This window comes from Paraburkholderia sp. JPY419 (genome assembly GCF_050435705.1).
GTDB lineage: Bacteria > Pseudomonadota > Gammaproteobacteria > Burkholderiales > Burkholderiaceae > Paraburkholderia > Paraburkholderia youngii.
On record NZ_JBNDKV010000002.1, the window covers coordinates 2,560,839 to 2,587,488 of the forward strand.

Here is a 26,650-nt window from a genome sequence, read left to right on the forward strand (position 1 = left end):
AGGAGTCTGCCGATGATCGTTACCTTGCCATATTCCCCTTACTCCCAATCGACCCAATTTTCGCGCAGGTCACGCCGCGCACGCTGGCGCGAGAATTGGTTCGCGCGCCTCTGCCGGCGCTGCGGCGTCGGCTTCACGTTGATCGAGTTGATGATCGTGCTGGCGATCGTCGGCGTGATCGCGGCCTATGCGATTCCCGCGTATCAGGACTATCTGGCGCGCAGCCGGGTCGGCGAGGGCTTGTCGCTCGCGGCGTCGGCGCGGCTCGCGGTGGCCGAAAACGCCGCGAGCGGCAACGCGTTCAGCGGCGGTTATGCGTCGCCGCCTGCCACACGCAACGTCGAGTCCATCCAGATCGACGACGACACCGGCCAGATCACGATCACGTACTCGACGCGCGTCGCGCAGGCCGGCGCGAACACGATGACGCTGGTGCCCTCGGTGCCGGACAACGCCGATGCGCCGAGCGCACGCGTCGCGTTGAGCAAGGACACGGTGCAGACCGGTGCGCTGACGTGGGAATGCTTTGCGAGCGGCAAGAGCGCGTCGTCGTTGCCGGCGCCGGGGTCGGGGCCGATGCCGGGTGAAGCGCCAACGCTCGCCGCGAATCTGGCGCCGCCCGAGTGCCGTTCGTAAGGGGGCAGATGAACGAGCGAACGAGGCGACGGCCGAGCGCTGACCGGACGACTCGTAGCCACAACGTAAAAGGCTGATTTGCAGCCTATTTCGGCCGAACCGGCGCACAGTGCAACGAAATTTTTGTATAGTGCGCCGGTTGCTGACGCCGACCGTTGATTCGATGCCCACCCCTTTCGCGCGCTACCTGTCTCTCGTACTGCTGGCTCTTGCGTTGATCGTCCCATATGCGGTTGCCAACCATACGTATCCGATCCCAACTTTCTACGCCGAATTCACCTCGCTCGGACTGTATCTGCTGACCGGGGTGGCCGTCGTGCTGATGGTCGCGACCACGCGGCCGCGCGTGAGCTTCGCGTCGCCCACGGTCGCGCTCGTGCCCTTGCTGTTCGGCCTCGTGCTGGTCGTGCAGACCTTCGTGCTGCCGGTCGCGAAGCCGTCGATGAACTGGCTCGGCGCGGGCTTCCTGCTCGCTGCGTGGATGGCCGTGCACGTGGGCTATGGCTTCGCGCGCGTGAAGCTGGACGAGACCGCGTTGCGCTGGGCGGCGGGGGCGTTGATCGTCGGCGGTCTATTCGCGGTGTTCAGCCAGGTGATCCAGCTGTTTCACCTCGAAACGCGTGTGGCGCCGCTCGTCGTTGCGTACAACCTCACCGTCGATCGCCGGCCGTTCGGCAACATGGCGCAGGCGAACCACCTCGCGACCTATATCGCGTTCGCGATGGCGGGGGCGCTGTACCTCGTGCAGACGCGCCGCGTCGCGGTCCCGATCTGGCTGCTCGTGTCGACGATTTTCTCGGTCGGCCTCGCGCTGACCGTGTCGCGCGGCCCGTGGCTGCAGATGGGTGTGATCGTCGTGGCCGGCTTCTGGATGGCGTTCGCGCAGACCCGCAACGAACCGCAATCGCGCCGTAGCAACCGTGACTGGCTGGTGCCGGTCGCGCTCGCGGTGCTGTTTTTCGTGGTCAATGCGGTGATTCGCTGGGCCAATGCGCGCTTTCACCTCGAACTCGGGCAGTCGGCGGCCGAGCGCTTCCAGGATGCCGGTCAGATCGCGCCGCGCATCGCGCTTTTGAAATACGGCTGGACGATGTTCAAGCAGCATCCGCTGCTCGGCGTCGGCTGGGGCGAATTTCCGAGCTATCAGTTCGAGCTGGTCAGGCAACTGGGCGGTGTCGAAATCGCCAACAACTCGCATGACATCTTCGTCGATCTGCTCGCCAAAACCGGTCTGATCGGTCTCGGGATCGTGCTCGTGGGTCTCGTCGCGTGGCTCGTGCGTGTCGTGCGTGCGCCGCAAAGCGCCACGCGCGTGTTCGGCATCGCGCTGATCGGCGTGCTGACGATGCATGCGCTCGTCGAGTATCCGCAGCAGTACATGTTCTTCCTGTTGCCCGCGATGTTCGTGTTCGGCTTGCTCGAAACGCGGCCGTTGCGCGCGGTGCCCGCGAATCTGTCGCTCGGCGCGTTCGCGGTCGTGGTATTCGGCGGACTCGCCGCGCTGTATCCGATCTATCGCGACTATGCGCGTGCCGAGGTGCTGTACTACGGCCAGCGTCCAGCCGAACAGTACAGCGCCGCCCCGTCGTTCATGTTCGGCGCGTGGGGCGAATACGGTCTCGCGACGCTGCAGCCGATGAATCCGCTGAACCTGCAACGCAAGCTCGCGATGCACAAGCAGGCGATCGCGCTATTGCCGGGCGAAACCGTGCTGCGTCGCTACGCGGTGCTGCAGGCGCTGACTGGCGATACCGCGGCGGCGCTCGATACGGTCGAACGCTTGCGGATTTTCGCCGAGGAGCTGAAGGACTGGCCCGCGCAGCTCGGCTATCTGTACCAGCTCGTCGACGAGCAGAAGTCGCTCGCGGGCTTCAAGGAGCAGTTGGTGAAGCGCTACGGCACGCCGGCAGCCGATGCGGTACCGGACGACGACAGCGACGAAGATTGATCGAGCCGCGGGGGCTCGAGCATGCTCCCGCCAAGGCAGGCCTCCGCGCCTCGAAGTTCAAAGCTCTGAATACTTCGTGGCGGTGCCTTTCGCCTTGTCGACGGGGTAGCGCGCTTCGTTCAGCTGCAGTTTTTCCGCTGCCGCGTCAACGAGATCGAAGCCCGCGGTATGGGCCACCAGCAGCAGGTACATGAAGACGTCGGCGCACTCGTGCCGGAGGTTCGTCGATTGCTCGGGATCGCTGAGCAGCGTGTCGATCTGCGCGTCGGACTTCCATTGAATCGTCTCCAGAAGCTCGCCGGCTTCGATGCCGGTGGAGACGATCAGGTTGCGCAACGTATGAAACTGCCGCCAGTCGCGCGCGTCGCGAAACGCCAGTAGCTGCTTGAGCAGTTCGTCGATGGTCATGTTGCTACCCGGATAGTTGTCGATCCGCGCTTCAAGCTTGCGCGACCCAATCCCCCGACTTCCCCCCATGCTTCTCCATCACCTTCACATCGGTGATGGTCATGCCGCGATCCACCGCCTTGCACATGTCGTACACGGTCAGCAGCCCGACCTGCACGGCGGTGAGCGCTTCCATTTCGACGCCCGTGCGTCCAAACGTCTCGACCTGGACCGTGCAATGCACGCCGGGCATCTGCTCGTCGAGTTCGAAGTCGGCCTTCACGCGTGTCAGCGCGAGCGGATGGCACAGCGGAATCAGATCCGCGGTGCGCTTCGAGGCCTGGATCGCCGCGATCCGCGCGACGCCGATCACGTCGCCCTTTTTGGCGTTGCCGTCGCGGATCAGCGCGAGCGTGTCGGGCAGCATGCGGATCGAGCCACGCGCAATCGCGATGCGCCTGGTCTCCTGCTTGCCGCCGACATCCACCATATGGGCGTCACCGGACGCATCGAAATGAGTGAGTTCAGGCATGGTTGACTCCTTCAGAGGGCGCCTATCATAGCAGTGCGGCGTGGCCCCGAATCGTCGTGGCGACTAGTTACACCCGCGCTATGCCGTACCCTGCGTTTTGCCTCGTACGCGTCCTTCGACGCCCTTGCCCGCTATCTTAGTCCGGGCCAGGGCGACGTTTTTCGACTTCGTCAGACCGGCTTCGCGATGCATTCAAAACGATTCCTCGCTGCGTTGCTATCCGTCGCCCTCGCAATGCCGCCCGGCGCGTTCGCGCAATCGACCGGCGGGGTGGCCATCACGCCGGGAACCGCATCGTCCGAGGCGCCGCTCGTCAGCGGCCCGAGCGATGAGCATGCCGAGTCGATCCTGCCGCCCGACATCGCGCGCGGCGTGTTCGGCACCTACGGCGGCGCGCAGAGCCGTTTTTCCAATGGCGGCGCTAGCGGCAGCAATGGCGGCAAAACGGGCAGCAACGACTGGCGCGCGCCGACCGTCGCGCAGCAATTGCCCGATCTCGGCAGCGGCGGCGCCGGTTCGCTGACTCCTCAGGCCGAACGCAAGCTCGGCGAGCGCGTGATGCGCGACATACGCCGCGACCCCGATTATCTCGACGACTGGCTCGTGCGCGACTACCTGAATTCGGTCGCCGCCAAGCTCGCGGCCGCGGCCAGCGCGCTGTACATCGGCGGTTATCGTCCGGATTTCGAACTTTTCGCGGTGCGCGACGCACAGATCAACGCGTTTTCGCTGCCGGGCGGTTTCATCGGCGTGAACACGGGGTTGATCGTGGCCACGCAGACCGAGTCCGAACTCGCGGCGGTGCTGGGTCACGAGATGGGGCACGTGCTGCAGCGGCACATCTCGCGGATGATCTCGAACGGCGAGCGCGGCGGCTACGCGGCGCTCGTCGGCGTGCTGTTCGGCGTGCTGGCAGGCGTACTCGCGCATAGCGGCGACCTCGGCAGCGCGATCGCGCTCGGCAGCGAGGCGTATGCGGTCGACAGCCAGTTGCGCTTCTCGCGATCGGCCGAGCAGGAGGCGGACCGCGTCGGCTTTCTGCTGCTCGCCGGCGCCGGCTACGATCCCTACGCGATGCCGACGTTCTTCCACCGGCTCGACCGCGCGGCGATGAACGAAAACGGCATTCCGGCCTACGCGCGCACGCATCCGCTGACCGGCGAGCGGATCGCCGACATGGAGGACCGCGCGCGCCGCGCGCCATACCGGCAGCCGCATCAAGACTCCGAGTACGGCTTCGTGCGGGCGCGCGCGGGTCTGTTGCAGGGCCATTCGCGCAGCGAATACGCGGATGAGATTTCGCGTTTGCGTTCGGAAATCGAGGACCGCACCGCGCTGAACGTCGCGGCGAACTGGTACGGCATCGCCTACGGGCAGATGCTGCTCGAGCGCTACGACGACGCGGCCGCCTCGCTCGCGAACGCGCGCGCGACCTTCGTCTCGGGCGCGCGTGCGGAAGGCGAGCCCGAGCGCGATTCGCCGAGTCTCGACGTGCTCGCGACCGACATCGCGCGCAGTGCCGGTCACGCCGACGAAGCCGCGCGTCTCGCCGAGTTCGCGCAGAAGCGCTGGCCGCAGTCGAACGCGGCGATCGACATGCGTATCCGCACGCTGCTGACGCTGCACCGTTTCACCGACGCCCAGGCGCTCGCGAAAAACGAAACCCGGGCGCACCCCGATCAACCCGCGTGGTGGCTGTATCTCGCGCAGGCGAGTGCGGGCAGTGGCGATGCGTTGACGCAGCATCGCGCGATGGCGGAGAAGTTCGCGCTGGAGGGCGCGTGGCCATCGGCGATCCGGCAGTTGAAGGACGCGCGCGACCTGAAGACGATCGGCTATTACGACCTCGCGACCGTCGACGCGCGTCTGCACGAGATGGAGAGCCGCTACAAGGAGGAGCGGCTCGACGAGAAGGGGTAGGGTGGACACGGGCGCACGCCGGCGCGTGCGTCAGACCTGCGCCGCCGCCGGGCTCGCGACGAAGCCGAAGCGCGCGGCCACCTGATCGCGTCGCACGCTTTGCAGCGGCAGTGAGAGTTGAGCGCTCCAGTGGAATGCGCCGCTCAATGAGCCATCGTCGGCGAGCGTCGCGTGATCGGAGAAGATCTCCAGGTCGTGATCGTGCAGCGCCGCAATGCGTGCCGGCTGCGAGCGATCGGCGAACAGAACGCCGCCGTCTTCATCGACGAACACCGCCGCCGGCTCGAACGCGCCGCCGCCCTGGTCGTGCAGCGCGAGCGTGCCATCCGCGCGCGCGGACAATCTGACCACCCACGGCGTGTAAGCCAGCTCGACATAAACCCGCTGCGGTCCGTTCTGGAAATACCAGTGCCCGCGCTCATCGGCCTCATAGTTCCGGTTGATGAATCCCAGCAGCGCTTCGTGCCGGATCGGCACGCCGTGCGCGCCGCTCGCCTGGGCCGCTTCGTCGCGCATGCGCCAGTTGCCGCGCCGGTCGAGCATCAACCAGCCCGTGCAACTCGGCACGTTCGGCCATTTGGCGAGCGACTGTTTGACGATGTCATCCATGATCGACGTGTCGCTCCAGATAGCCGAACACGCGCCGCGACAGCCAGTCGATGCGGCCCGGGAACGGCCCGGTCATGAAACCCGCATGGCCGCCGTGCTCAGGCTGATAAAGCTCGACCGCCGCCGACACCTCGTGTCGCGACGGCAGCGCTTCGGCCGGCAGAAACGGGTCATTGCGCGCGTTGAGCACCAGCGTGGGCACTTGAATGAGCGGCAGCAGCGGGCGGGTGGTGGCGGTGCTCCAGTAGTCGTCGGTATTGCGAAAGCCGTGCAGCGGCGCGGTCACCACATTGTCGAACTCGTACATCGTGCGGCTCGCGAGCATCGCGTCGCGATCGAACAGGCCCGGGAACTGCGCGAGCTTCTGGTTGGCCTTGTGTTTCAGCGTCTTCAGGAAGCTGCGCGTGTAGACGAGGCCGAAGCCCTGCGACAGCGCGCGGCCGCCCGCATGGACGTCGATCGGTGTCGAAATCGCGGCGGCGGCGGCTACCACCTGCGCCGCATCGTCTTGCCGCTCGCCGAGCCAGTGCAGCAGCACGTTGCCGCCGAGCGACACGCCCGCCGCGACCACCGGCCCGCGATGCGCCGCGCGCAGGCGGCGCAGGATCCAGTCGACCTCGTTGCTGTCGGCCAGATGATAGAAGCGCGGCAGCCGGTTCAGCGGGCCGCTGCAGCTGCGAAAGTGTGGCACCACGCCGTGCCAGCCGTATTCGCGCGCGGCGGCCATCAGCGCGACCGCGTAATGCGACGACGAACTGCCTTCGAGGCCGTGGAACAGCACGAAGAGCGGGGCGGTATCGGTGAGCGGAGTATCGTGCGCGACCCAGTCGAGATCGATGAAATCGCCGTCCGGCGTGTCCCAGCGCTCACGCCGAAACGACACGGCGGGGCGGCGCGCGAACAACGACGGGACGATCGTCTGCGCATGTCGGTTGGGCAGCCACAGCGGCGCGCGGTACAGCAGCTCGACGGTCGCCTCGACGGCGGCCGCCACCTTGGCGGGGGCCGTACCGGAGGAAGCGGGTTTATGTGGCGTCGAACTCATACCGGCGGAAAAGCGAAAAAACGTGAGTCTGAATCTGTCGTGGTGCCGCGCGTCAGTGCAGCGGGCCCTGGCCATGCCGCATCTTGGTCGCGAACTGGCTGGCGGCCTCGTTCGGCATCGGGCTCGCGTGAATATGCGCAATGCGCCATTCGCCGCGTTCGTGGACCATAACGTAGGTGGTGAAGACCATCGCGGGCGTGGCGGTCGGATCGGCCGGACGATGCGCTTCGGCAATCGCATAGACGACGGTGCCGAGGCTGTCGTAGACGCGGATGTCGAGCGGCTCGATCGACACCGGCAGCGCTTCGAGCTGAGCCTGCAAGCCATTGCGGATGTTCTCGAGACCGTGCAGATGCGAGCCGTCCGCGCAGATGCAGCTGACGAACTCCTCGTCGATCCACAAACCCATCAAGCTGTCGATATTGACCTCGGCGACGGCCTGATAGTAGGCGTTCAGGGTATCGGCGGCGGCTTCGAAGATATGGGCAAAACGTGGCATGGCTCGTCAGTCTCTAGTGCGCGGCGCGCGGTTGCGGGTCAGCGGTAGCGGGACGGTCCAGAGCGCCGGACCATCGCCCCCGGCGTCAGCTTGCCCGTGCCGCAAGGCGCGAACATGACGCGACGCGCTCGGGGGCGTGCGGTGTTGCGTGCAAGTACCAGTCGGCTCAGCGCTGCGCGAGCAGCATGCCGCGCAAATCGCCAAAAACCTGCTCGGCGCTCAACTGCTTCAGACAGTTCAGATGACCGAGCGGGCACTCGCGCTCAAAACAGGGGCTGCATTCGAGATGAAGCCATTGTACCTTCGCGAGCTCGGACAAGGGCGGGGTGTGGCGCGGATCGGTCGAGCCGAAAACGGCCACGAGCGGGCGGCGCAGCGCGGCGGCGACGTGCATCAGGCCGGAGTCGTTGGTGACGACCGCGTTGGCCCGCGAGATCAGCGCGCAAGCCTCGCCGAGCGCGGTCTGGCCGCACAGGTTGCGCACGTTCGGCGCTTTCTCGGCGATCGCCTGCGCGAGCGGCGCGTCTTTCGGCGAGCCGAGCGCGATGATCTGGGTGTACGGGAACGACTGGCCGACCATCTGCGCGAGCGCGGCAAAGTGCTCGGGCGGCCAGCGCTTCGCGGGACCGTACTCGGCGCCCGGGCAGAACACCAGCAGCGGCACGCGGGTATCGAGGTTGAAGCGCGCGGATACGCGCGACGCCTCGTTCAGATCCGTGTCGAGACGCGGCATCGGCAGGTCTTCGGGAACCTTGGCGCCGGGCGCGTAGGCGAGGGCGGCGTAGTGGCCGACCATCGGCGGCCGCGCATCCTTGCGCGGATTCGCGTGACGCACGTTCAGCATGCCGTAGCGACTCTCGCCGGTGTAGCCGATGCGCAGCGGAATGCCCGCCAGCCACGGAATCAGCGCCGACTTGAACGAGTTCGGCAGCACGTAGGCCGCGTCGTAGCCGACGTCGCGCAGATCGCTCGACAGCTGCCAGCGGCGCAGCATCTGCAGCTTGCCGTGGGCGAGATCGGTCGCGTAGACGTCGCGGATTTCCGGCATGCGTTCGAGCACGGGGGCGACCCAGCTGGGCGCGACCGCGTCGATGACGATGCGCGGATGCAATTTCACGAGGCGCGCAAACAGCGGCTGCGCCATCAATGCGTCACCGATCCAGTTCGGTGCGATAACCAACGCGCGACGCATCAGAGTGGGTGTCCGGTGTCGATAACAAGCGCCGCGCGCGATGCGCGTGGCACTCGGATGGGTAAAAGGGGAAAGCGGAAAGCCGCGCGGCGCGAGGGCCTCGCGGGTCGTGCGATCGAGCCTGCGGCGCGGCGAGCGCGCGATCGGAAAGTCGCGCCTTGCGCCGCTGAAGCTGGCTCAGGACCGCTCGATGCGTTGGATCAATGACCCTTGATCACTTCGCCGTCGCGCAGCTTGTAGCGCGTGCTGCAATACGGGCAACGCGCTTCGCCGTGCGACACGTCGATGAACACGCGCGGATGCGCGCTCCAGCGCGGCATGGCCGGGTTCGGACAATATGCCGGCAGATCTTTTGCCGTCAGTTCGACCAGCGGCATTTCCTTGATTTCGCTCATGACACTTTCTCGTTGTATGCGGGGTGCTTGCAGTACGCCGCCGATGGGCGGCGCGGCACATCTCGAAACGTCGCTCAGATTTTCGTGAGCCAGTGCGCGTACTTTTCGCTCTTGCCGTTCACGACGTCGAAGAAGGCGGACTGCAGCTTTTCGGTGATCGGGCCGCGCACGCCGGCGCCGATCTTGCGATTGTCGAGTTCGCGGATCGGCGTGACTTCGGCTGCGGTGCCGGTGAAGAACGCTTCGTCGCAGGTATAGACTTCGTCGCGCGTGATGCGTTTTTCGATCACCTGGATGCCCATGTCGCGCGCGAGCGTGATCACGGTGTCGCGCGTGATGCCGTCGAGGCACGACGACAGGTCAGGCGTGTACAGCTTGCCGTTGTTGACGAGGAAGAAGTTCTCCCCCGAGCCTTCCGACACGTAGCCGTCGACGTCGAGCAGCAGCGCTTCATCGTAGCCGTCGGCGATCGCTTCCTGGTTGGCGAGGATCGAGTTCACGTACCAGCCCGACGCCTTCGCGCGCACCATCGACACGTTCACGTGATGGCGCGTGAACGACGACGTCTTCACGCGAATACCCTTGGTGATGCCATCTTCGCCGAGGTAGGCGCCCCACGGCCACGCGGCGATCGCGACGTGAATCGTGTTGCCCTTGGCCGACACGCCGAGCTTTTCCGAGCCGACCCAGATGATCGGGCGCAGATAGCACGTCTCGAGCTTGTTCTCGCGGACCACTTCGCGCTGCGCGGCGGCGAGCGTTTCATGGTCGAACGGCACGTCCATCTGGAAGATCTTCGCCGAGTTCAGCAGGCGCTTGGTGTGCTCCTGCAGGCGGAAAATCGCGGTGGCGCCGTCGGCCGTCTTGTAAGCGCGCACACCCTCGAACACGCCCATGCCGTAGTGCAGCGTGTGGGTGAGCACGTGGATTTTGGCATCGCGCCAGTCGATGAGCTTGCCATCCATCCAGATCTTGCCGTCGCGGTCGGCCATTGACATACGGTTCTCCAGCAGGTGCGTTATGAGGTGCGGCCATGAGCGCAGGACATAGCCGGGAGCGCTATTTTAGCGTCTTTTGCACACACAACGGGCATTTGGGCGCACCCCGGACGCTATAATGCAGCGCACGCATAAATCAACTCCGGATGCGCCAGCGGGTGGTCTCGCAAGCTGGCGCCGGCCCGGCCTTCTTGACGGCGTTCCCTGCGCCCGCAATCTTCGCCCGATGCTCGCTCGACTGTCCGACACCGATCGCCGCGCTTTTCGTGAAGGCGCGCGCGCCTATGCCCCCACGCTGATGGCAATTTTTTCCTGGGGCCTCGTGACGGGCATCGCGATGAGCAAGTCCGTGCTGACGCTGCCGCAGGCGCTCACGATGTCCCTGCTGTGCTACGCCGGTTCGTCGCAGCTGGCGGTGCTGCCGCTCCTCGCGGCGAAGCTGCCGGTGTGGACCGTGCTGCTGACCGCGGCGATGGTCAACACCCGCTTCGTGATCTTCAGCGTCGGCCTCGCGCCGCACTTCTCGTATCTGCCGATGTGGCGGCGCATCGTGCTCGGCTATTTCAACGGCGACGTGATCTATCTGCTCTTCGTCAAGAAGAGCTTTCCGACCGGTTACGTGCCCGGCAAGGAGGCGTACTTCTGGGGCATGGCGGTATCGAGCTGGCTGTCGTGGCAGGTGTCGTCGATCGTCGGCATCCTGCTCGCGAGCCTGATTCCGGACAACTGGGGGCTCGCGCTCGCCGGTACGCTCGCGCTGTTGCCCATCATGGTGTCGGCGGTCGCGACGCGCTCCACGCTGGCCGCGGTCAGCGTGGCCGCCATCGTGGCGCTGCTCGCGCTCGATCTGCCGTATCGGCTCGCGCTGCCGTTCGCGGTGATCGCGGCGATCGTCGCCGGCAGCGCAGCCGATCTGATGATCGAGCGCGCCGACCTGCGCCGCATCCGCGGCGTGAACGATCGCGCCGGAGATTCCCGATGACCTCAACGCAAATCTGGCTCGCCATCTTCGGCATGACCTTCGTCACCGCGCTCACGCGCGCGATGTTCCTGATCGGCGGCGAGCGCACGGTGCTGCCGGCGCGCGTGCAGAAGATGCTGCGCTACGCGCCGGCCGCCGCGCTCGCCGCCGTGGTGGTGCCCGACGTGTTGACGACACCCGACGGACTGTCGTTGGCGGCTTCCAATCATGAGCTTTACGCGACCCTCGCCGGCCTCGGCTGGTTTTTGTGGCGCCGCACCATGCTCGGCACGATCGTGACCGGGATGGTCGTGTTCACGCTGATGCGCGTCTTCCTGTGATGGTCCGGCTCCAAGTGCGGAGATGATGCCGCGCCGCGCGGCAGCGACGGCCTCGCGCTCAAATACGCGAGATTCGCCGCGTCGCGGTCAGATGGCCGTTGGGATCAGTTAAAATGCCCTTTTCCGGGTTGAGCGCGCCCCCGCAAGGCGCCTGGTGCCGCGGCCGGCGGCCGGCGCCCGATCCCGCGGAGCCGTTGGGCCGAAGCGCCGGAGTTCGCCGCGCCTCGTCCCCGCGCGCTGTCCGCCACCGCCTTCTCATCAACTCGCATACTCAAGCCCATGAACAAGGTATTGCGTCTCTCCGACCTGATCGCCGAAGGCAAGCTGTCCGGCAAACGCGTGTTCATCCGCGCCGATCTGAACGTGCCGCAGGACGATCAAGGCAACATCACCGAAGACACCCGCATCCGCGCTTCCGTGCCGGCCATCAAGGCCGCGCTCGACGCCGGCGCCGCCGTGATGGTCACCTCGCACCTGGGTCGCCCGACCGAAGGCGACTTCAAGCCGGAAGACTCGCTCGCGCCGGTGGCAAAGCGTCTCGCCGAGCTGCTAGGCCGCGACGTGCCGCTCGTCGCGAACTGGGTCGAAAACGGCGTGAACGTCGCGCCGGGCTCGGTCGTGCTGCTCGAAAACTGCCGCGTGAACAAGGGCGAAAAGAAAGATTCCGACGAGCTCGCGCAGAAAATGGCCAAGCTCTGCGATATCTACGTGAACGACGCGTTCGGCACCGCGCACCGCGCCGAAGCGACCACGCACGGCATCGCAAAGTACGCGCCGGTCGCCTGCGCGGGTCCGCTGCTCGCCGCTGAGCTCGAAGCGCTCGGCAAGGCGCTCGGCGCACCGAAGCGTCCGCTCGTGGCGATCGTCGCGGGTTCGAAGGTGTCGACCAAGCTGACCATCCTGAAGTCGCTCGCTGAGAAGGTCGACCAGCTGATCGTCGGCGGCGGCATCGCCAATACGTTCATGCTCGCGGCCGGCCTGAAGATCGGCAAGTCGCTCGCCGAAGCCGATCTCGTCGCCGAAGCGAAGGCGATCATCGACGCGGCCAAGGCCCGCGGCGCCTCGGTGCCGATTCCGACCGACGTGGTCACGGCCAAGGAGTTCTCGCCGACCGCGAAGGCCGAAGTGAAGGCCGTCGCCGATGTGCAGGACGACGACATGATTCTCGACATCGGCCCGGAAACGGCCAAGGTGCTCGCCGCACAGCTCGAGAAGGCCGGCACGATCGTGTGGAACGGCCCGGTCGGCGTGTTCGAGTTCGACCAGTTCGGCGACGGCACGAAGACGCTCGCGGACGCGATCGCGCGCTCGGCTGCGTTCTCGATCGCAGGCGGCGGCGACACGCTCGCGGCGATCGCCAAGTACGGCATCCACGATCAGGTCAGCTACATTTCGACGGGCGGGGGCGCGTTCCTCGAGTTCCTCGAGGGCAAGAAGCTGCCGGCGGTCGAAGTTCTGGAATCGCGGGCTTAACGTGGCGACGCGCTCCCCGGCGGCGAAGTCGACCAAGGCGCGTGGCGCGAAAGCGCCGCGCGGTAGCGCGACAACACCGGCACGGGAGCGCGCGACACGCGCGGCCGCTGCGTCGGCGACGCCCGGACAGGACGTGGCCGCCGAGGCGCTGATAGCGCCCGCGGCCGCCGACGTGCAGCAACTGCCAACTTCTTCACAAGCCGAATCTGGTCAACACGATTCGGCCCAGCCGGAACGGCCTTCCGGCAAGCAGGACAGCAACTCTCCGGCGCGCGAGGCGCCGGTCCCGAATACCGCATCACCCGCCTCACTCCACAAAGCGACACCGGCCACAACCGGCGCGCGACCCCACGTAGCATCTGTCGATGCGCGAACTCCGCAGCAGCCCCGCAGCGCTCTTTCCAGCGATTCCATCCAGACGAGGAGACTCATGCATCGCGCCACCAAGATTGTCGCTACTGTCGGTCCGGCTTCCAGCACGCCGGAAATCCTGCTGCAAATGATTCAGGCAGGATTGGACGTGGTGCGGCTCAATTTCTCACACGGCACCGCCGACGACCATCGTCAGCGCGCCGAATACGTTCGCGAGGCGGCCCGTCAGGCGGGCCGCGAAGTCGCCATCATGGCCGACCTGCAAGGCCCGAAGATTCGCGTCGGCAAATTCGAAAACGGCCGCACGACGCTCGTCACCGGCAATCCTTTCATCCTCGATGCGGAATGCGAGCTCGGCAACGACGAGCGCGTCGGCCTCGACTACAAGGACCTGCCGCGCGACCTGAAACCGGGCGACGTGCTGCTGCTCAACGACGGCCTGATCGTGCTTAACGTGCAGCGCGTGATCGGCCAGGAGATCCACACGATCGTGAAGATCGGCGGTGAGCTGTCGAACAACAAGGGCATCAACCGCCAGGGCGGCGGCCTGTCGGCGCCCGCGCTGACCGCGAAGGACATGGAGGACATCCGCACGGCGATGTCGCTCGGTGTCGATTTCATCGCGGTGTCGTTCCCGAAGAACGCGACCGACATGGAAATGGCCCGCCAGCTCGCGAACATCGCCGGCGCGCCGTACGGCATCAAGCCGAAGATGATCGCGAAGATCGAGCGCGCGGAAGCGATTCCGGCGCTGCAAGGCATTCTCGACGCTTCGGACGGCATCATGGTCGCGCGTGGCGACCTGGCCGTGGAAGTCGGCAATGCCGCCGTGCCGGCGCTGCAAAAGCGCATGATCCGCATGGCGCGCGAGTCGAACAAGTTCGTGATCACCGCGACGCAGATGATGGAGTCGATGATCCACGCGCCGGTGCCGACCCGCGCGGAAGTGTCGGACGTCGCCAATGCGGTGCTCGACGGCACCGACGCGGTGATGCTGTCGGCGGAATCGGCGGCGGGAAAGTACCCGGTGCAGACCATCGAGACCATGGCCGCGATCTGCGTCGAAGCGGAAAAGTCCGAGCAGTCGGAGCTCGACAAGGACTTCCTCGACCGCACGTTCACGCGGATCGACCAGTCGATCGCGATGGGCGCGCTGTTCACCGCTTACCACCTCGGCGCCAAGGCGATCGTCGCGCTCACCGAATCGGGCTCGACCGCGCTGTGGATGTCGCGCCACTGGACCCACGTGCCGATCTTCGCGCTGACGCCCCGCGTCGGCAGCGAACGCGCGATGGCGCTATACCGCAACGTGACCTCGCTGCATCTGGACACCAACACCGACCGCGACACGGCGCTGCAGCAGGCGCTCGAAACGGTGGTCGGCAAGGGCTACGCGTCGCACGGCGATATGGTCGTGCTGACGGTCGGCGAGCCGATGGGGCAGGCGGGCGGCACCAATACCTTGAAGATCGTGCGGGTCGGTGAACCGTACTGATCAGGCAGGACTGCTCGATCGGCACGGGCTCGATTGAGCGAAGCAGGCCGGCGAAACCCGCACGGTCCATGTGCGACGGCGCACCAAAGCGCCGGTGTCGCCGCGGGAACGCCGCCTGCTTCGCGATAAAATCGCCGCAAAAGATGCCGACGGCAAAAGAATTCGTTTCAATCCAAGGAGTTTAAGCATGCCTCTCGTATCAATGCGTCAACTGCTGGACCATGCCGCGGAAAACGGCTATGGCCTTCCGGCATTCAACGTGAACAACCTGGAGCAGGTGCAGGCGATCATGGCCGCGGCCGACAAGGTCAACGCCCCGGTCATCATGCAGGCGTCGGCTGGCGCGCGTAAGTACGCGGGCGAGCCGTTCCTGCGTCATCTGATCGAAGCGGCGGTCGAGTCGTATCCGCACATTCCGGTCGTGATGCACCAGGATCACGGTCAGTCGCCGGCAGTGTGTATGGCGGCGATCCGCAGCGGTTTCACCAGCGTGATGATGGACGGTTCGCTCGAAGCCGACGGCAAGACGGTCGCATCGTACGAGTACAACGTCGAAGTGTCGCGCAAGGTCGTCGAAGCGGCGCACTCGATCGGCGTCACCGTCGAGGCGGAGCTGGGCGTGCTCGGTTCGCTCGAAACGATGAAGGGCGACAAGGAAGACGGCCACGGCGCCGAAGGCACGATGACGCGCGAGCAACTGCTGACCGATCCGGAGCAGGCCGCCGACTTCGTCAAGCTGACCCAGTGCGACGCGCTGGCCATCGCGATCGGCACCTCGCACGGCGCCTACAAGTTCAGCAAGAAGCCGACGGGAGACATCCTGTCGATCCAGCGCATCAAGGAAATCCATCAGCGCATTCCGAACACGCACCTCGTGATGCACGGCTCGTCGTCGGTGCCGCAGGAGCTGCTCGCGGAAATCCGCGAATTCGGCGGCGACATGAAGGAAACCTACGGCGTGCCGGTCGAGGAAATCCAGGAAGGTATCCGTCACGGCGTGCGCAAGGTCAACATCGACACCGACCTGCGTCTGGCGATCACGGGCGCGATCCGCCGCTATATGGCGACCAACCCGGGCAAGTTCGATCCGCGCGATTACCTGAAGCCCGCGCGCGAAGCGGCGATGAAGATCTGTATCGACCGTTACATGCAATTCGGCTGCGAAGGCCAGGCTGGCAAGATCAAGCCGGTTTCGCTTGATAAAATTGCAGAGAAGTACAAGTCGGGCGAGCTCGCGCAAGTCGTCCGCTAAGCTGTAGATTTGGCTCCGCACCTGGCCGTTTGGCCAGGTTGTCGTCCGATCGCCGTTCCCGCATCATCGGGGGAACGGCGTTTCCCTTTTGTTCCGGTCACATTTTTTGCCCCACTTTTAGCGAACCACGACGATGTCTACCCTTTACGAATCCACGCTCCGCTCTCTGCCGCTGCTCGGCCGCGGCAAAGTCCGCGACAACTATGCGGTGGGCAACGACCAGTTGCTGATCGTCACGACCGACCGTCTGTCGGCGTTCGACGTGATCATGGGCGAGCCGATTCCGAACAAGGGCCGCGTGCTCAACGCGATGGCCAACTTCTGGTTCGAGAAGCTGCAGCACGTGGTGCCGAACCACCTGACGGGCGTCGCGCCCGAGTCGGTAGTCGCGCCGGACGAAGTCGAGCAGGTCAAGGGGCGCGCGGTGGTCGTCAAGCGTCTCGAGCCGATCCTCGTCGAAGCGGTGGTGCGCGGCTATCTGGCCGGCAGCGGCTGGAAAGATTACCAGGCCACCGGGTCGGTCTGCGGCGTGCAATTGCCGGCGGGCCTGCAAAACGCGCAGAAGCTGCCTGAGCCGATCTTCACGCCGGCTGCCAAGGCCGAGATGGGCCACCACGACGAAAACATCACCTACGACGAGATGGAGCGCCGCATCGGTACCGAGCTGTCGGCCACGATTCGCGACATCTCGATCCGCCTGTACAAGGAAGCGGCTGATTATGCGGCGACGCGCGGCATCATCATCGCGGACACGAAGTTCGAATTCGGTCTCGATAACCACGGCAAGCTGTACCTGATGGATGAGGCGCTCACGGCCGATTCGTCGCGCTTCTGGCCGGCCGACCAGTACCAGGTCGGCACCAACCCGCCGTCGTTCGACAAGCAGTTCGTGCGCGATTGGCTCGAAACCCAGCCATGGAAGAAAGAGCCGCCGGCGCCGAAGCTGCCGGACGATGTGGTCGCAAAGACGGGTGAGAAGTACCAGGAAGCGCTCGAGCGCCTGACCGGGCACAAGCTCGACTAATCTGATTGCGCGTGCCGTGTCAGGCGCGCATCGCCCGGAAACAAGGAAGCCGTAAAGATGAGTGAAGCACAAACCGCCCATAAGCATGATGCGCCGGTCGTCGGCGTATTGATGGGCTCCAGTTCCGACTGGGAAGTGATGAAAAACGCCGTCGCGATTCTGCAGGAATTCGGCGTGCCGTACGAAGCGAAGGTCGTGTCCGCGCACCGCATGCCGGACGAAATGTTCGCCTATGCTGAAAGCGCGCGCGAGCGCGGCATTCGCGCAATCATCGCGGGCGCGGGCGGCGCGGCGCACCTGCCCGGCATGCTGGCCGCGAAAACCACGGTGCCGGTGCTCGGCGTACCGGTCGCGAGCAAGTATCTGAAGGGCGTCGATTCGCTGCATTCGATCGTGCAGATGCCCAAGGGCGTGCCGGTCGCGACGTTTGCGATCGGCGAAGCGGGCGCCGCGAACGCGGCGCTGTTCGCGGTGTCGCTGCTGTCCGGCACCAGCGCCGAATACGCGGACAAGCTCGCTGCATTCCGCGTGCGCCAGAATGAAGCGGCTCACGCGATGGTATTGCCGGCGCTGTAAGCGCGCCGGTTGTTTGATAAGACGTCCCCTGTCCGACCCCCGGCCGGATGCCCGCCGCTCGGTATGCGAGCGCGACGCGTATCCGGCCGCGACCGACCACCAAGATGAACCCTGACAACACACCGGTTTCACCGATTCTGCCCGGCGCATGGCTTGGCATGGTCGGTGGCGGCCAGCTCGGCCGCATGTTCTGTTTTGCCGCCCAGGCGATGGGCTATCGCGTTGCCGTCCTCGATCCGGACGAAACCAGCCCGGCGGGCGCGGTCGCCGACCGCCACCTGCGCGCGGCCTACGACGACGAAGCGGCGCTGACCGAGCTCGCGCGGCTGTGCGCGGCGGTGTCGACCGAATTCGAGAACGTGCCGGCCGCGAGTCTCGACTTTCTCGGCAAGACCACCTTCGTGAGCCCGGCGGGGCGTTGCGTCGCCGTCGCGCAAGACCGGATCGCCGAGAAGCGCTTTATCGCGTCGTCGGGCGTGACGGTCGCGCCGCACGTCGTGATCGAGTCGTCGGATGCGCTTGCGGCGCTGGGCGATGCCGAGCTCGAAGCGGTGCTGCCCGGTATTCTGAAAACGGCGCGCATGGGCTACGACGGCAAGGGTCAGATTCGCGTGCGTAACGCCGAGGAAGTGCGCGAGGCGCATGCGTCGCTCGGCGGCGTGCCGTGCGTGCTCGAGAAGCGCCTGCCGCTGAAGTTCGAGGTGTCGGCGCTGATTGCGCGCACGGCGAGCGGGGCGTCGGTCGTCTATCCGCTCGCGCAGAACACCCATCGAGATGGCGTGCTGTCGCACACCATCGTTCCCGCGCCGGATGCATCGCCCGCGCTGGTGCAGCAGGCTCAACAGGCCGCGCTGCGGATCGCCGAGACACTCGGCTATGTCGGCGTGCTCTGCGTCGAGTTTTTCATTCTCGAAGACGGCTCGCTGGTCGCCAACGAAATGGCGCCGCGTCCGCACAACTCCGGCCACTACACGGTCGACGCGTGCGCGACGAGCCAGTTCGAGCAGCAGGTGCGCGCGATGACCAGCATGCCGCTCGGCGACACGCGCCAACATTCGCCGGCGGTGATGCTGAACATCCTCGGCGACGTGTGGTTCCCGGACGGTCCGAAGCGCGCGGCGGTCACGCCGCCGTGGCAGGAAGTCGCCGCGATGCCGGCCGCGCGCCTGCATCTGTACGGTAAGGAAGAGGCGCGTTGCGGCCGCAAGATGGGTCACGTGAACTTCACCGCGTCGACGCTCGAAGAAGCCCGCACGGCGGCGCGCGATTGCGCGCGGCTGCTGCACATCGCTACCAGCTGAAGCGCGCGCCATGCCGGACCAACAGAAACCCGCCGAGGACGCTACCAACGCGTTGCCGGTCAGCGCCGCGCAGATCGAGCACGCGGCCGCCTTGCTCGACGCGGGTGGGCTGGTCGCGTTTCCGACCGAGACCGTGTACGGCCTCGGCGGCGATGCCGAGAACCCGGACGCGGTCGCGCGCATTTACGCGGCGAAGGGGCGGCCGGCCAATCATCCGGTGATCGTGCATCTCGCGCCGCATGGCGATCCGAACTACTGGGTCGAGCATTTGCCGGCCGATGCGCAACGCCTGATCGACGCGTTCTGGCCGGGGCCGCTCACGCTGATCCTCAAGCGCGCTGCGCGGATTCCCGCGGCGGTCAGCGGCGGGCAGGATTCGGTGGGGCTGCGCTGCCCGTCGCATCCGGTAGCGCAGGCCTTGCTCGAAGCGTTCAGCGCGTTGCGCGGCGGGCATGGCGGCGTCGCCGCGCCGTCGGCGAACCGCTTCGGACATGTGAGCCCGACCACCGCGCAGCATGTGCGCGACGAGTTCGGCAGCGCGATTCATGTGCTCGATGGCGGCGCGTCGGATGTCGGCATCGAGTCGACGATTCTGGATCTGTCGCGCGGCTTTCCGGCGCTGCTGAGGCCCGGTCGCGTGACGCCGCAGGATATCGCCGACGTGCTTGGCGAGGCGCCGCGTCTGCCCGACGGGTCGGATGCGACCGCGCCGCGCGCATCGGGCACGTTGAAAGCGCATTACGCGCCGCGCACGCCGCTCGCGCTACTGCCGTTTAGCGAACTCGAGCCGCTGCTCGCGGTGCGCGCGCCGGGCGAGCGCGTCGCGCTGGTCGCGCGCGCGTCGCGTGCGCGACAGTGGGCCGATGCCGACGGCGTGCATTTCGTCGCGGCGCCGGAAGACCCGCACGTCTATGCGCGCGAACTCTACGGCTTGCTGCGCGCGCTCGATCGCGCGAACGTCACGCGGATTCTGATCGAGAAGCTGCCCGACACGATCGAATGGATCGCGGTCAACGATCGGCTCGGGCGCGCGGCGGCGGCATTCGAAGCGCAGCGCTGACGCTCTCGGCTCGCTGCGCTGCATAGCGTGGCTAGCGAAAAAAACGAAGGCCCGGCTCGTTCCAACGAGCCGGGCCTTTTGCTATCCAGGCAACCTTGACGCCGCGTTACTTCCCAAGCCCGCTAGCAGCGATCTGCTTCTCGACCTGCTGCGCGATCAGCGCTCCCGTATGCGTGGTCGGATGCACGAGGTCGGCGAAGATGTAGGTCTGGTCCGCGCCGGCCACCGTGTAGGTCTCCGGCGAACAGAACAGCGACGACGCGAGGGCGGTGCCGAAAGCCGCCGCCGTCTGGCCGGATGCGAGCACGCTCGGGTTCTTCGTCGCGTACGCGGTCGCGGCCGCAGCCATCGACGTCAGGTTACACGCGGTGCCCGTATTCGACACGGTGAAGCCGAGCGCCTGGTAGTTGGCCAACGTCTGGTCCAGCAGCGTGTACGAGTCCAGATAGATGACCTGCGAGGTCGACGCGAGGCCTTGCTTCAGCACGTTATTGTAGGCTTGCACGAGCCCGTCGATGACTGCCTGGCCTTGTGCGCCCGCGGCGAGGCCTTGCGGCGTTTTCGCGATATCCGGCACGTTTGACACCACCACATGTTGCGCGCCTGCCGCGACGATCTTTTGCACCGTGCCGACGAACGTGGTCGCCGCGGTCACGATCGCCGCTCCTTGGGCCTGCGTGACCGACTGGATCGCGGCCGTTGCCGCCGCCTGCGCGTCGGCCGGGTTGGCGCCGTTAGCGATCGCCGTCGCCGCCGCTGCCGCTGCCGCCGCGCTCGCAGCCGAGATCGTTTGCACCGCGACGAAGATGTCGTTCGCGCCGCCGTTGATCAGCACGAGCTGGTTCGAATTGAAGCTGTTGTTGTGCGCAGACAGATACTCGCTGACCTGTGTCGTGACCGGCACCGTAGTCGCGGCCATGTTGTTCGGCGCGAAGCCGACGCCCGGCTGCAGATCGACACGCGAGCCGCCTTGCGCATAACCGAGACCGCCCGCCGCGGTGAGCGGGTTGCCGAAGCCGCCGACGTACGCGGGGGTGAGCGTGCCGCCATAGTACTCGGCGACCTTCTGCGTCCAGATTTCGCCCGGATTCGTCGTGAAGCGGCCGCCGCCCGTGCCGACGTTCGCCTGAACCGCCGCCTGGTAGGTGCCGACATCCGACAGACTGTCGCCGAACGACACGACCTGCAGCGAGACGCCCCCCGGCGGCGTGTTGCTGCTCGAACTATTGTTGTCGCCGCCACCACCGCACGCTGCCAGCGCTGCGAACGCTGCGCTCGCCACGGCGATCTGGGTGACGCGCAACCATTGCTGTTTCTTCGAAGCGGTTTGATTCATGTTGACTACATCTCCTCGTATGTGTGGGCCTTGATGCCATGTGTTGCAGGCGGCGTCCACCGCGTTGGCGGCGTGACGACAGCTTACAGAATCTTCTACGGCGTGCGCGATGTCCGCAGCGCGGCCATATGATTTGGGTTCAAGCCGGGTAGTTCGGCGGTGGCTTTGCTCATGGTGTCGTTCGTACCCGCATGCGGATGCGCGTTCGATCCGGCGTGGAGGCCGCTGGCGCCGCCAGGCATCACCGCGCGCTGCGCATGATAAGCGGCGGCCCAGGCGGGCGGCGCGAACAGCGCGCGCCACTTGTTGCGCCAGCCGCGCACGCTTGCGAAGTCCGCGGCCATCGACGCCCATTCGTGGAACGTCGCCTTCAGCGGGTTGTACGTGTAAAGCGGCTCGACGATGCCGTATTGCGGCCTCTCGTGCGGATCTTCGTCGACGTAGCTGCCGAACAGGCGGTCCCAGATCACCAGTACACCTGCGTAATTGCGATCGATGTAGCGATCGTTGCGCGCATGGTGCACACGATGGATCGACGGCGTGTTGAACACGTACTCGAGCCAGCCGAGCTTGCCGATCACCTGCGTATGCACGAAGAACTGGAAGCCGAGATTGATCAGCACGATCGCGACGATCTGCGTCGGGGCAAAGCCGAGGAACGCGAGCGGAATCCAGAACACCCACATGCCGGCGATCGGGTACATCAGGCTCTGGCGGAACGCGGTCGAAAAATTCATCCGCTCCGACGAGTGATGCACGACGTGCGCGGCCCACAGCCAGCGCACCCGATGACTGCAGCGATGAAACACGTAATAGAGCAGGTCCTGCGCGACGAACAGCACGACCAACGACAGCCACGTCGCCGGCCATGTATGAATGCGGTAGTGCTCGTAGAAGAACGCGTAGACAGGGATGATCGCGAGCCACGCGAGTTTGTCGGCGGCCTGCTGCAGCAGCGCGAGCGCGGCGTTGCACAGCGTGTCGCGCCAGCTGTAGAGCCGCTCGGCCGGGCGCGTGCGGCTCACGTGCCACGCCTCCCAGCCGATGCAGGCAAGAAAGACGGGCGCCATGGCGAGCAGCAGCAATTCGGCATCGAATTGCATCGTGTCTCCCTTCCTGGTCCCTGACCGCCGCGCGGTACGCGGCGGGTGGTGTCGTTATCGTTGGTGAAGGTCGCGCGGTCCGACGACCGGCGCCCTGCGCGGCAAGCGCGTGGTGCCGCGCACCGCATGATGCCCGACAGCGTACACGGTTAGAAGCTTGCCGCGCGCGGCATCGCTAGAAGGAATACTCAGTGGCCGCCGCGCTTGCGCGGGTTTTTCCTGGGCTTCTCGCGCACCTCCTCGATAGGCGCGGCGACCTTCGTGAAGCCCTGCGACGGGCCTTCGTACACCCATTCGAGCAGCGCGTCGTGCGCGGCGCGCGCCGCTTCGGAATGCGGATCGTTGATCAGGCTGACGACGATGTAGCTGTTGCCGTCGGCCGATGCGACGTAGCCCGCGATCGCGCGCACGTCGCGCAGCGTGCCGGTCTTGATGTGAGCGTTGCCGCCCGCGCCCTGGCTGGTCAGGCGGTTGCGCATCGTGCCGTCGACACCGGCGATCGGCAGCGAATCGACGAACACCTGCGCGACCGGGCTCGCGTTCGCGCGCTGCAGCACGTCGGCGAGCGCGAGCGCGGTGATGTGCTCGTCGCGCGACAGGCCCGAGCCGTTGTCGAGCGACAGGTATTCGGTGTTCAGGCTGTCGCGGGTCAGGAAAGCTTCGACCGCGCGCGCGGCTTTCGCGGGCGTGGCGGGCGCTCTTTCCTCGGCGGCGCCGATGGTCAGGAACAGGTTGCGCGCCATCGTGTTGTTGCTGAACTTGTTGATGTCGCGAACGATGTCCGACAGCATCGGCCCCTCGTGCGTCGCGACGAGCTTCGCGCCAGCGGGCACCGCGCCTTCGCGGGTCGTACCCGTGAAAGTGCCGCCAGTTTGCTGCCACAGCGCGAGGAAGCCGCGCGCGAAGAACGTCGAGTGATCGAGCACGGCGACGTTGATCGTGCGCGAATCGCAACGCACCGGCAGGTCGCCGATGAACGACGCAACGAGCGTGCCGTCAGGCTGTGGCGTGACGGTCGGCGTCGGCAGCTCGCCGCGGCATGGGCCGTTCGTCGCGCGCAACTGGTTGTCGATGCGCAATTGCGCGAGCGCGGGCAGCACGTCGATCGCCACCGTGCCGTCCGGCGATGGCGTCAGCGTGAACGACAGCGATTTGAACGCGTACAGCAGCGGATCGGGGCCGACGTTGTACGGTGCGTTCACGTCGTCGTCGAACGCGGGCAGGTCGCGGGTCGACGGATCGAAGTAGCGCTTGTCGAGCACTAGCGCGCCGTCGATGCCGTTGATGCCCGCCTTGTGAATCTTCTGCACGAGGTCGATCAGTTCTTCGGGCACGAGCTTGGGGTCGCCGGTGCCCTGGATGTACAGATTGCCGTGCAGCACGCCGTTCGCGTCGAGCGGGCCGTCCGCGTACGCGCTGGTGAGCCAGCGGTAGCCGGGGCCGAGGATCGACAGGCCTGCATAGGTGGTGACGAGCTTCATCGTCGAGGCGGGCATCATCGGCTTGCCGGCGTTCAGCGCGAGGATCGGCGTGCGATCGCCGACCTTTTCGACGACCACGCTGATCGACGACAACGGCACGTGCGCGCGGTGCAGACCGACCATCACCGGTTGCGGCAGTACCGTCGTGACGTTGACGCTCGGATGGGTGGCCTTGATGCGTGCCTGCGCGGCCAGCGGCAGCAGCGCGCTCGCGCCGAGCGTGGCGGCGCAGAGCCAGACGGCGGCGCGCGTCGCGAAGCGGTTAGGCATGAAGACTGCGCGATGGAGCATAGGGCGCGAGCGCAGCGCCATACGGCGCGCGATGGAAGACAGAAAAGCGTGCGTCATGAACGGGTGAACGGGCAAACGGACGAGCGGGATTTCAAGGTGTGCGGCGTGCAGCGTGCGCGGGACAATGAAACGGCAAGCTGGTCGGTTCGACGGCGCGGTAGCGCGCCGTCGCGCTACCCAACGGCCGTCGCGCGACGCAAAGCGCCCATTGTAGTGACATGCCGCGACGCTGCGGTGAAAAAAGCGCCACACACCGCGCAGGCCGGAAGCGGGCGCTAGAATGCGGCATCATCCAATGATTTGGAACGGACAACCATGCGCATCCTGCTAGTCGAAGATGACCGGATGATCGCCGAAGGCGTGCGCAAGGCGCTGCGCGGCGAAGGCTTCGCCGTCGATTGGGTCGAGGACGGCGAAGCGGCGCTGCACGCGGCGGCAGCTCAGCCTTACGATCTCGCGTTGCTCGATCTCGGTCTGCCCAAGCGCGACGGTCTCGAGGTGCTGCGCGCACTGCGCGCGCGCGGCAATGCGCTGCCGGTGCTGATCGTCACGGCGCGCGACGCGGTCGCCGATCGTGTCAAAGGCCTCGACGCCGGCGCTGACGATTATCTTGTCAAACCTTTCGATCTCGATGAGCTCGGCGCGCGCATGCGAGCGCTGATCCGGCGCCAGTCCGGCCGCAGCGATTCGACGATTCGCCACGGCAACTTGACCCTCGATCCCGCGTCGCACCAGGTGACGCTCGATGGCGCGCCGGTCGCGCTGTCCGCGCGCGAATTCGCGTTGCTCGAAGCGCTGCTCGCGCGGCCCGGCGCGGTGCTGTCCAAGAGCCAGCTCGAGGAAAAGATGTACGGCTGGGGCGAGGAGATCGGCAGCAATACCGTCGAGGTGTATATCCACGCGTTGCGCAAGAAGCTCGGCGCCGATCTGATCCGCAACGTGCGCGGGCTAGGCTACATGATCGCGAAGGACGCCTGAGCCGATGCGCTCGATTCGCCGACAACTATTGTTCTGGCTGCTCGCGCTCGTGCTGCTCGGCGTCGGCATCGCGGGTTGGCTGATCTACCGGCAGGCGCTCGCCGAAGCGAACGAACTGTTCGACTACCAGCTCGAGCAGATCGCCGCGGCGCTGCCGGCGGAGCCGTTCTCGCAGGTGCTCGGCCGCGATACCGGCGACGAGGGCATCGTGCTGCAGATCTGGAACCGCAACGGCATGCTGATGTATTACTCGCGGCCGCGCGCGCCGCTCGCGCCGCGCGCCGAACTCGGTTTTTCGACCGAGCGCACCGACCGCGGCGAATGGCGCGTGTATGGCGCGATCGTCGGCGATAACGTCGTGCAGCTCGCGCAGCCGCTGTCGGTGCGCAACCGGCTCGCCGCCGATGTCGCGCTGCGCACGCTGTGGCCGCTGATCGTGCTGCTGCCGCTGCTCGGGCTCGCGGTGTGGGTGATCGTCGGCCGTGGGCTACAGCCGCTGCGGCGCGTGACGAGCGCGCTCGACACGCGTCATCCCGAAGCGCTCGATCCGTTGCCCGATCAGCGCTTGCCGCTCGAAGTGCGGCCGCTCGTGCGGGCGCTGAACGGGCTGCTGCAACGGCTCGCGACCGCACTAGATATCCAGAAGGCGTTCGTTGCCGATGCCGCGCACGAATTGCGCACGCCGCTTGCCGCGGTACAGATTCAGGCGCAACTGGTCGCGCGAGCCAAGGACGACACCGCGCGCGGCGAGGCGCTCGCCGATTTGCAGGCGGGCGTCACGCGCGCGACGCGCCTCGCCGAGCAACTGCTCGCGCTCGCGCGCGCCGAGCCGGACGGCGCCGCCGTCGTCGGGATGCTCGATCTGCGCGAGCTGCTTCAGGAGTGCGTCGCGACCTACGCGCCGCTCGCGGTGAATCGCGGCGTCGACCTCGGCATCGAGGCGAGCGAGCCCGCCAGCGTGACCGGCGACGCCGAAGCGCTGCGCGTGATGTTCAACAACGTCCTCGACAACGCGACCAAGTACACGCCGCGCGGCGGCAGTGTCGACGTCAGCCTGCACGTCGAGGACGGCCGTCCGGTGGTGCGGATCGCCGATAGCGGCCCCGGTATCGATCCGGCCGATCGCGAGCGCGTGTTCGACCGCTTCTATCGCGCGGGAGCGGGCGCAAATCGCGCGCGCACCGACGTGACGGGCAGTGGCCTCGGTCTCGCGATCGTGCGCCGGATAGCCACGCAACATCATGCTCAAGTCTCGCTCGGTGAATCGCCGACCGGTGGTTTGCAGGTCATCGTCCGCTTTTGAGCATGGTGGTTTACTGTTCGGCCAAAACCGGCGTTGATGCCGTGGCGACGGGCTGTTTCGGCCGGTCCGATAAGGTTCCCGCGATCTGTCGCTGCTTAAGACTCGTTTAAGTGACGCCCCTTACGCTCCTCGACATCCAAAG

The 26,650-nt window shown here is 66.3% G+C and carries 25 protein-coding genes; 14 read left to right on the forward strand and 11 right to left on the reverse strand.

The features are described from left to right. Nucleotides 1-12: 12 nt before the first annotated feature. Both QFZ91_RS17935 and QFZ91_RS17940 read left to right on the forward strand, forming a co-directional pair. Complete coding sequence (locus tag QFZ91_RS17935; RefSeq protein ID WP_184140123.1) at nucleotides 13-636, forward strand: pilin; 624 nt, start codon at nucleotides 13-15, stop codon at nucleotides 634-636. A 163-nt stretch (nucleotides 637-799) separates the two neighbouring features. Continuing rightward, nucleotides 800-2,584, forward strand: coding sequence for a PglL family O-oligosaccharyltransferase (locus tag QFZ91_RS17940; RefSeq protein WP_429567958.1), 1,785 nt, complete (start codon nucleotides 800-802; stop codon nucleotides 2,582-2,584). A gap of 57 nt (nucleotides 2,585-2,641) precedes the next feature. Here QFZ91_RS17940 and QFZ91_RS17945 read toward each other — a convergent pair whose 3' ends face one another. Beyond that, complete coding sequence (locus tag QFZ91_RS17945) at nucleotides 2,642-3,061, reverse strand: nucleotide pyrophosphohydrolase (RefSeq protein WP_429567959.1); 420 nt, start codon at nucleotides 3,059-3,061, stop codon at nucleotides 2,642-2,644. Further along, nucleotides 3,024-3,503, reverse strand: a complete 480-nt coding sequence (gene moaC / locus QFZ91_RS17950; protein ID WP_176121772.1) for a cyclic pyranopterin monophosphate synthase MoaC — start codon at nucleotides 3,501-3,503, stop codon at nucleotides 3,024-3,026. The genes QFZ91_RS17945 and moaC overlap by 38 nt, the downstream gene beginning before the upstream one ends. A 186-nt stretch (nucleotides 3,504-3,689) precedes the next feature. Between moaC and QFZ91_RS17955 the strand changes: the two genes are divergently transcribed. Continuing rightward, nucleotides 3,690-5,423, forward strand: a complete 1,734-nt coding sequence (locus QFZ91_RS17955; RefSeq protein ID WP_429567960.1) for a M48 family metalloprotease — start codon at nucleotides 3,690-3,692, stop codon at nucleotides 5,421-5,423. 30 nt (nucleotides 5,424-5,453) lie between these two features. On the opposite strand, the gene QFZ91_RS17960 is transcribed toward QFZ91_RS17955, so the two are convergent. From QFZ91_RS17960 to QFZ91_RS17985, 6 genes are all read right to left on the reverse strand, one after another. Next, complete coding sequence (locus QFZ91_RS17960) at nucleotides 5,454-6,032, reverse strand: DUF2946 family protein (protein ID WP_429567961.1); 579 nt, start codon at nucleotides 6,030-6,032, stop codon at nucleotides 5,454-5,456. After that, nucleotides 6,025-7,077 carry a hydrolase gene (locus tag QFZ91_RS17965; RefSeq protein ID WP_429567962.1) on the reverse strand — a complete coding sequence of 351 codons (1,053 nt, stop codon included), beginning with the start codon at nucleotides 7,075-7,077 and terminating at the stop codon, nucleotides 6,025-6,027. Before QFZ91_RS17965 ends, QFZ91_RS17960 begins: the two co-directional genes overlap by 8 nt. A gap of 52 nt (nucleotides 7,078-7,129) precedes the next feature. Beyond that, complete coding sequence (locus tag QFZ91_RS17970; RefSeq protein WP_176105136.1) at nucleotides 7,130-7,576, reverse strand: nuclear transport factor 2 family protein; 447 nt, start codon at nucleotides 7,574-7,576, stop codon at nucleotides 7,130-7,132. Nucleotides 7,577-7,742: 166 nt separating this feature from the next. Then, nucleotides 7,743-8,768: a lipopolysaccharide heptosyltransferase II gene (waaF, locus tag QFZ91_RS17975; protein WP_176384358.1), complete on the reverse strand. Its 1,026-nt coding sequence runs from the start codon at nucleotides 8,766-8,768 to the stop codon at nucleotides 7,743-7,745. Between the two features lie 200 nt (nucleotides 8,769-8,968). Further along, nucleotides 8,969-9,163 carry a zinc-finger domain-containing protein gene (locus QFZ91_RS17980; RefSeq protein WP_013090430.1) on the reverse strand — a complete coding sequence of 65 codons (195 nt, stop codon included), beginning with the start codon at nucleotides 9,161-9,163 and terminating at the stop codon, nucleotides 8,969-8,971. A gap of 74 nt (nucleotides 9,164-9,237) precedes the next feature. Beyond that, nucleotides 9,238-10,161 (reverse strand): branched-chain amino acid transaminase, encoded by a 924-nt coding sequence (locus tag QFZ91_RS17985; RefSeq protein ID WP_176105138.1) that lies wholly within the window; start codon nucleotides 10,159-10,161, stop codon nucleotides 9,238-9,240. Nucleotides 10,162-10,387: 226 nt separating this feature from the next. On the opposite strand from QFZ91_RS17985, the gene QFZ91_RS17990 reads away from it, so the two are divergent. The 9 genes from QFZ91_RS17990 (at nucleotide 10,388) to QFZ91_RS18030 (ending at nucleotide 20,016) form a co-directional block, all read left to right on the forward strand. Further along, entirely contained in the window at nucleotides 10,388-11,143 is a 756-nt protein-coding gene (locus QFZ91_RS17990; RefSeq protein WP_176121766.1) for an AzlC family ABC transporter permease, read from the forward strand. After that, on the forward strand, nucleotides 11,140-11,463 hold the full coding sequence (locus QFZ91_RS17995) for an AzlD domain-containing protein (protein WP_176105140.1): 324 nt from the start codon (nucleotides 11,140-11,142) through the stop codon (nucleotides 11,461-11,463). The genes QFZ91_RS17990 and QFZ91_RS17995 overlap by 4 nt, the downstream gene beginning before the upstream one ends. A 279-nt stretch (nucleotides 11,464-11,742) precedes the next feature. After that, the gene (locus tag QFZ91_RS18000) at nucleotides 11,743-12,936 is read left to right on the forward strand and encodes a phosphoglycerate kinase (RefSeq protein ID WP_429567963.1); all 1,194 of its coding nucleotides are present in this window, start codon (nucleotides 11,743-11,745) and stop codon (nucleotides 12,934-12,936) included. A 430-nt stretch (nucleotides 12,937-13,366) separates the two neighbouring features. Continuing rightward, nucleotides 13,367-14,803 carry a pyruvate kinase gene (pyk, locus tag QFZ91_RS18005; protein WP_013090425.1) on the forward strand — a complete coding sequence of 479 codons (1,437 nt, stop codon included), beginning with the start codon at nucleotides 13,367-13,369 and terminating at the stop codon, nucleotides 14,801-14,803. A gap of 187 nt (nucleotides 14,804-14,990) precedes the next feature. Continuing rightward, complete coding sequence (fba, locus tag QFZ91_RS18010; protein WP_090801723.1) at nucleotides 14,991-16,055, forward strand: class II fructose-bisphosphate aldolase; 1,065 nt, start codon at nucleotides 14,991-14,993, stop codon at nucleotides 16,053-16,055. Nucleotides 16,056-16,188: 133 nt separating this feature from the next. Next, nucleotides 16,189-17,079 carry a phosphoribosylaminoimidazolesuccinocarboxamide synthase gene (locus tag QFZ91_RS18015; protein WP_013090424.1) on the forward strand — a complete coding sequence of 297 codons (891 nt, stop codon included), beginning with the start codon at nucleotides 16,189-16,191 and terminating at the stop codon, nucleotides 17,077-17,079. Between the two features lie 57 nt (nucleotides 17,080-17,136). After that, nucleotides 17,137-17,655, forward strand: coding sequence for a 5-(carboxyamino)imidazole ribonucleotide mutase (gene purE / locus QFZ91_RS18020; protein WP_013090423.1), 519 nt, complete (start codon nucleotides 17,137-17,139; stop codon nucleotides 17,653-17,655). Between the two features lie 104 nt (nucleotides 17,656-17,759). Beyond that, complete coding sequence (locus QFZ91_RS18025; RefSeq protein ID WP_429567964.1) at nucleotides 17,760-18,956, forward strand: 5-(carboxyamino)imidazole ribonucleotide synthase; 1,197 nt, start codon at nucleotides 17,760-17,762, stop codon at nucleotides 18,954-18,956. A 10-nt stretch (nucleotides 18,957-18,966) separates the two neighbouring features. Continuing rightward, nucleotides 18,967-20,016: an L-threonylcarbamoyladenylate synthase gene (locus QFZ91_RS18030; RefSeq protein ID WP_429567965.1), complete on the forward strand. Its 1,050-nt coding sequence runs from the start codon at nucleotides 18,967-18,969 to the stop codon at nucleotides 20,014-20,016. A 106-nt stretch (nucleotides 20,017-20,122) separates the two neighbouring features. Here the strand turns inward: QFZ91_RS18030 and QFZ91_RS18035 are convergent, their stop codons facing one another. The 3 genes from QFZ91_RS18035 to dacB all read right to left on the reverse strand — a co-directional run bounded on the left by QFZ91_RS18035 (nucleotide 20,123) and on the right by dacB (nucleotide 24,206). Next, nucleotides 20,123-21,352, reverse strand: coding sequence for an SGNH/GDSL hydrolase family protein (locus QFZ91_RS18035; RefSeq protein WP_176384370.1), 1,230 nt, complete (start codon nucleotides 21,350-21,352; stop codon nucleotides 20,123-20,125). 95 nt (nucleotides 21,353-21,447) lie between these two features. After that, nucleotides 21,448-22,455, reverse strand: coding sequence for a sterol desaturase family protein (locus tag QFZ91_RS18040; protein WP_429567966.1), 1,008 nt, complete (start codon nucleotides 22,453-22,455; stop codon nucleotides 21,448-21,450). 188 nt (nucleotides 22,456-22,643) lie between these two features. Then, nucleotides 22,644-24,206 carry a D-alanyl-D-alanine carboxypeptidase/D-alanyl-D-alanine endopeptidase gene (gene dacB / locus QFZ91_RS18045; RefSeq protein WP_429567967.1) on the reverse strand — a complete coding sequence of 521 codons (1,563 nt, stop codon included), beginning with the start codon at nucleotides 24,204-24,206 and terminating at the stop codon, nucleotides 22,644-22,646. Nucleotides 24,207-24,542: 336 nt separating this feature from the next. Between dacB and QFZ91_RS18050 the strand changes: the two genes are divergently transcribed. Together QFZ91_RS18050 and QFZ91_RS18055 are read left to right on the forward strand one after the other, a co-directional pair. After that, the gene (locus tag QFZ91_RS18050; protein WP_013090417.1) at nucleotides 24,543-25,205 is read left to right on the forward strand and encodes a response regulator; all 663 of its coding nucleotides are present in this window, start codon (nucleotides 24,543-24,545) and stop codon (nucleotides 25,203-25,205) included. 4 nt (nucleotides 25,206-25,209) lie between these two features. After that, nucleotides 25,210-26,508: an ATP-binding protein gene (locus QFZ91_RS18055; protein ID WP_429567968.1), complete on the forward strand. Its 1,299-nt coding sequence runs from the start codon at nucleotides 25,210-25,212 to the stop codon at nucleotides 26,506-26,508. Nucleotides 26,509-26,650 lie beyond the last annotated feature (142 nt).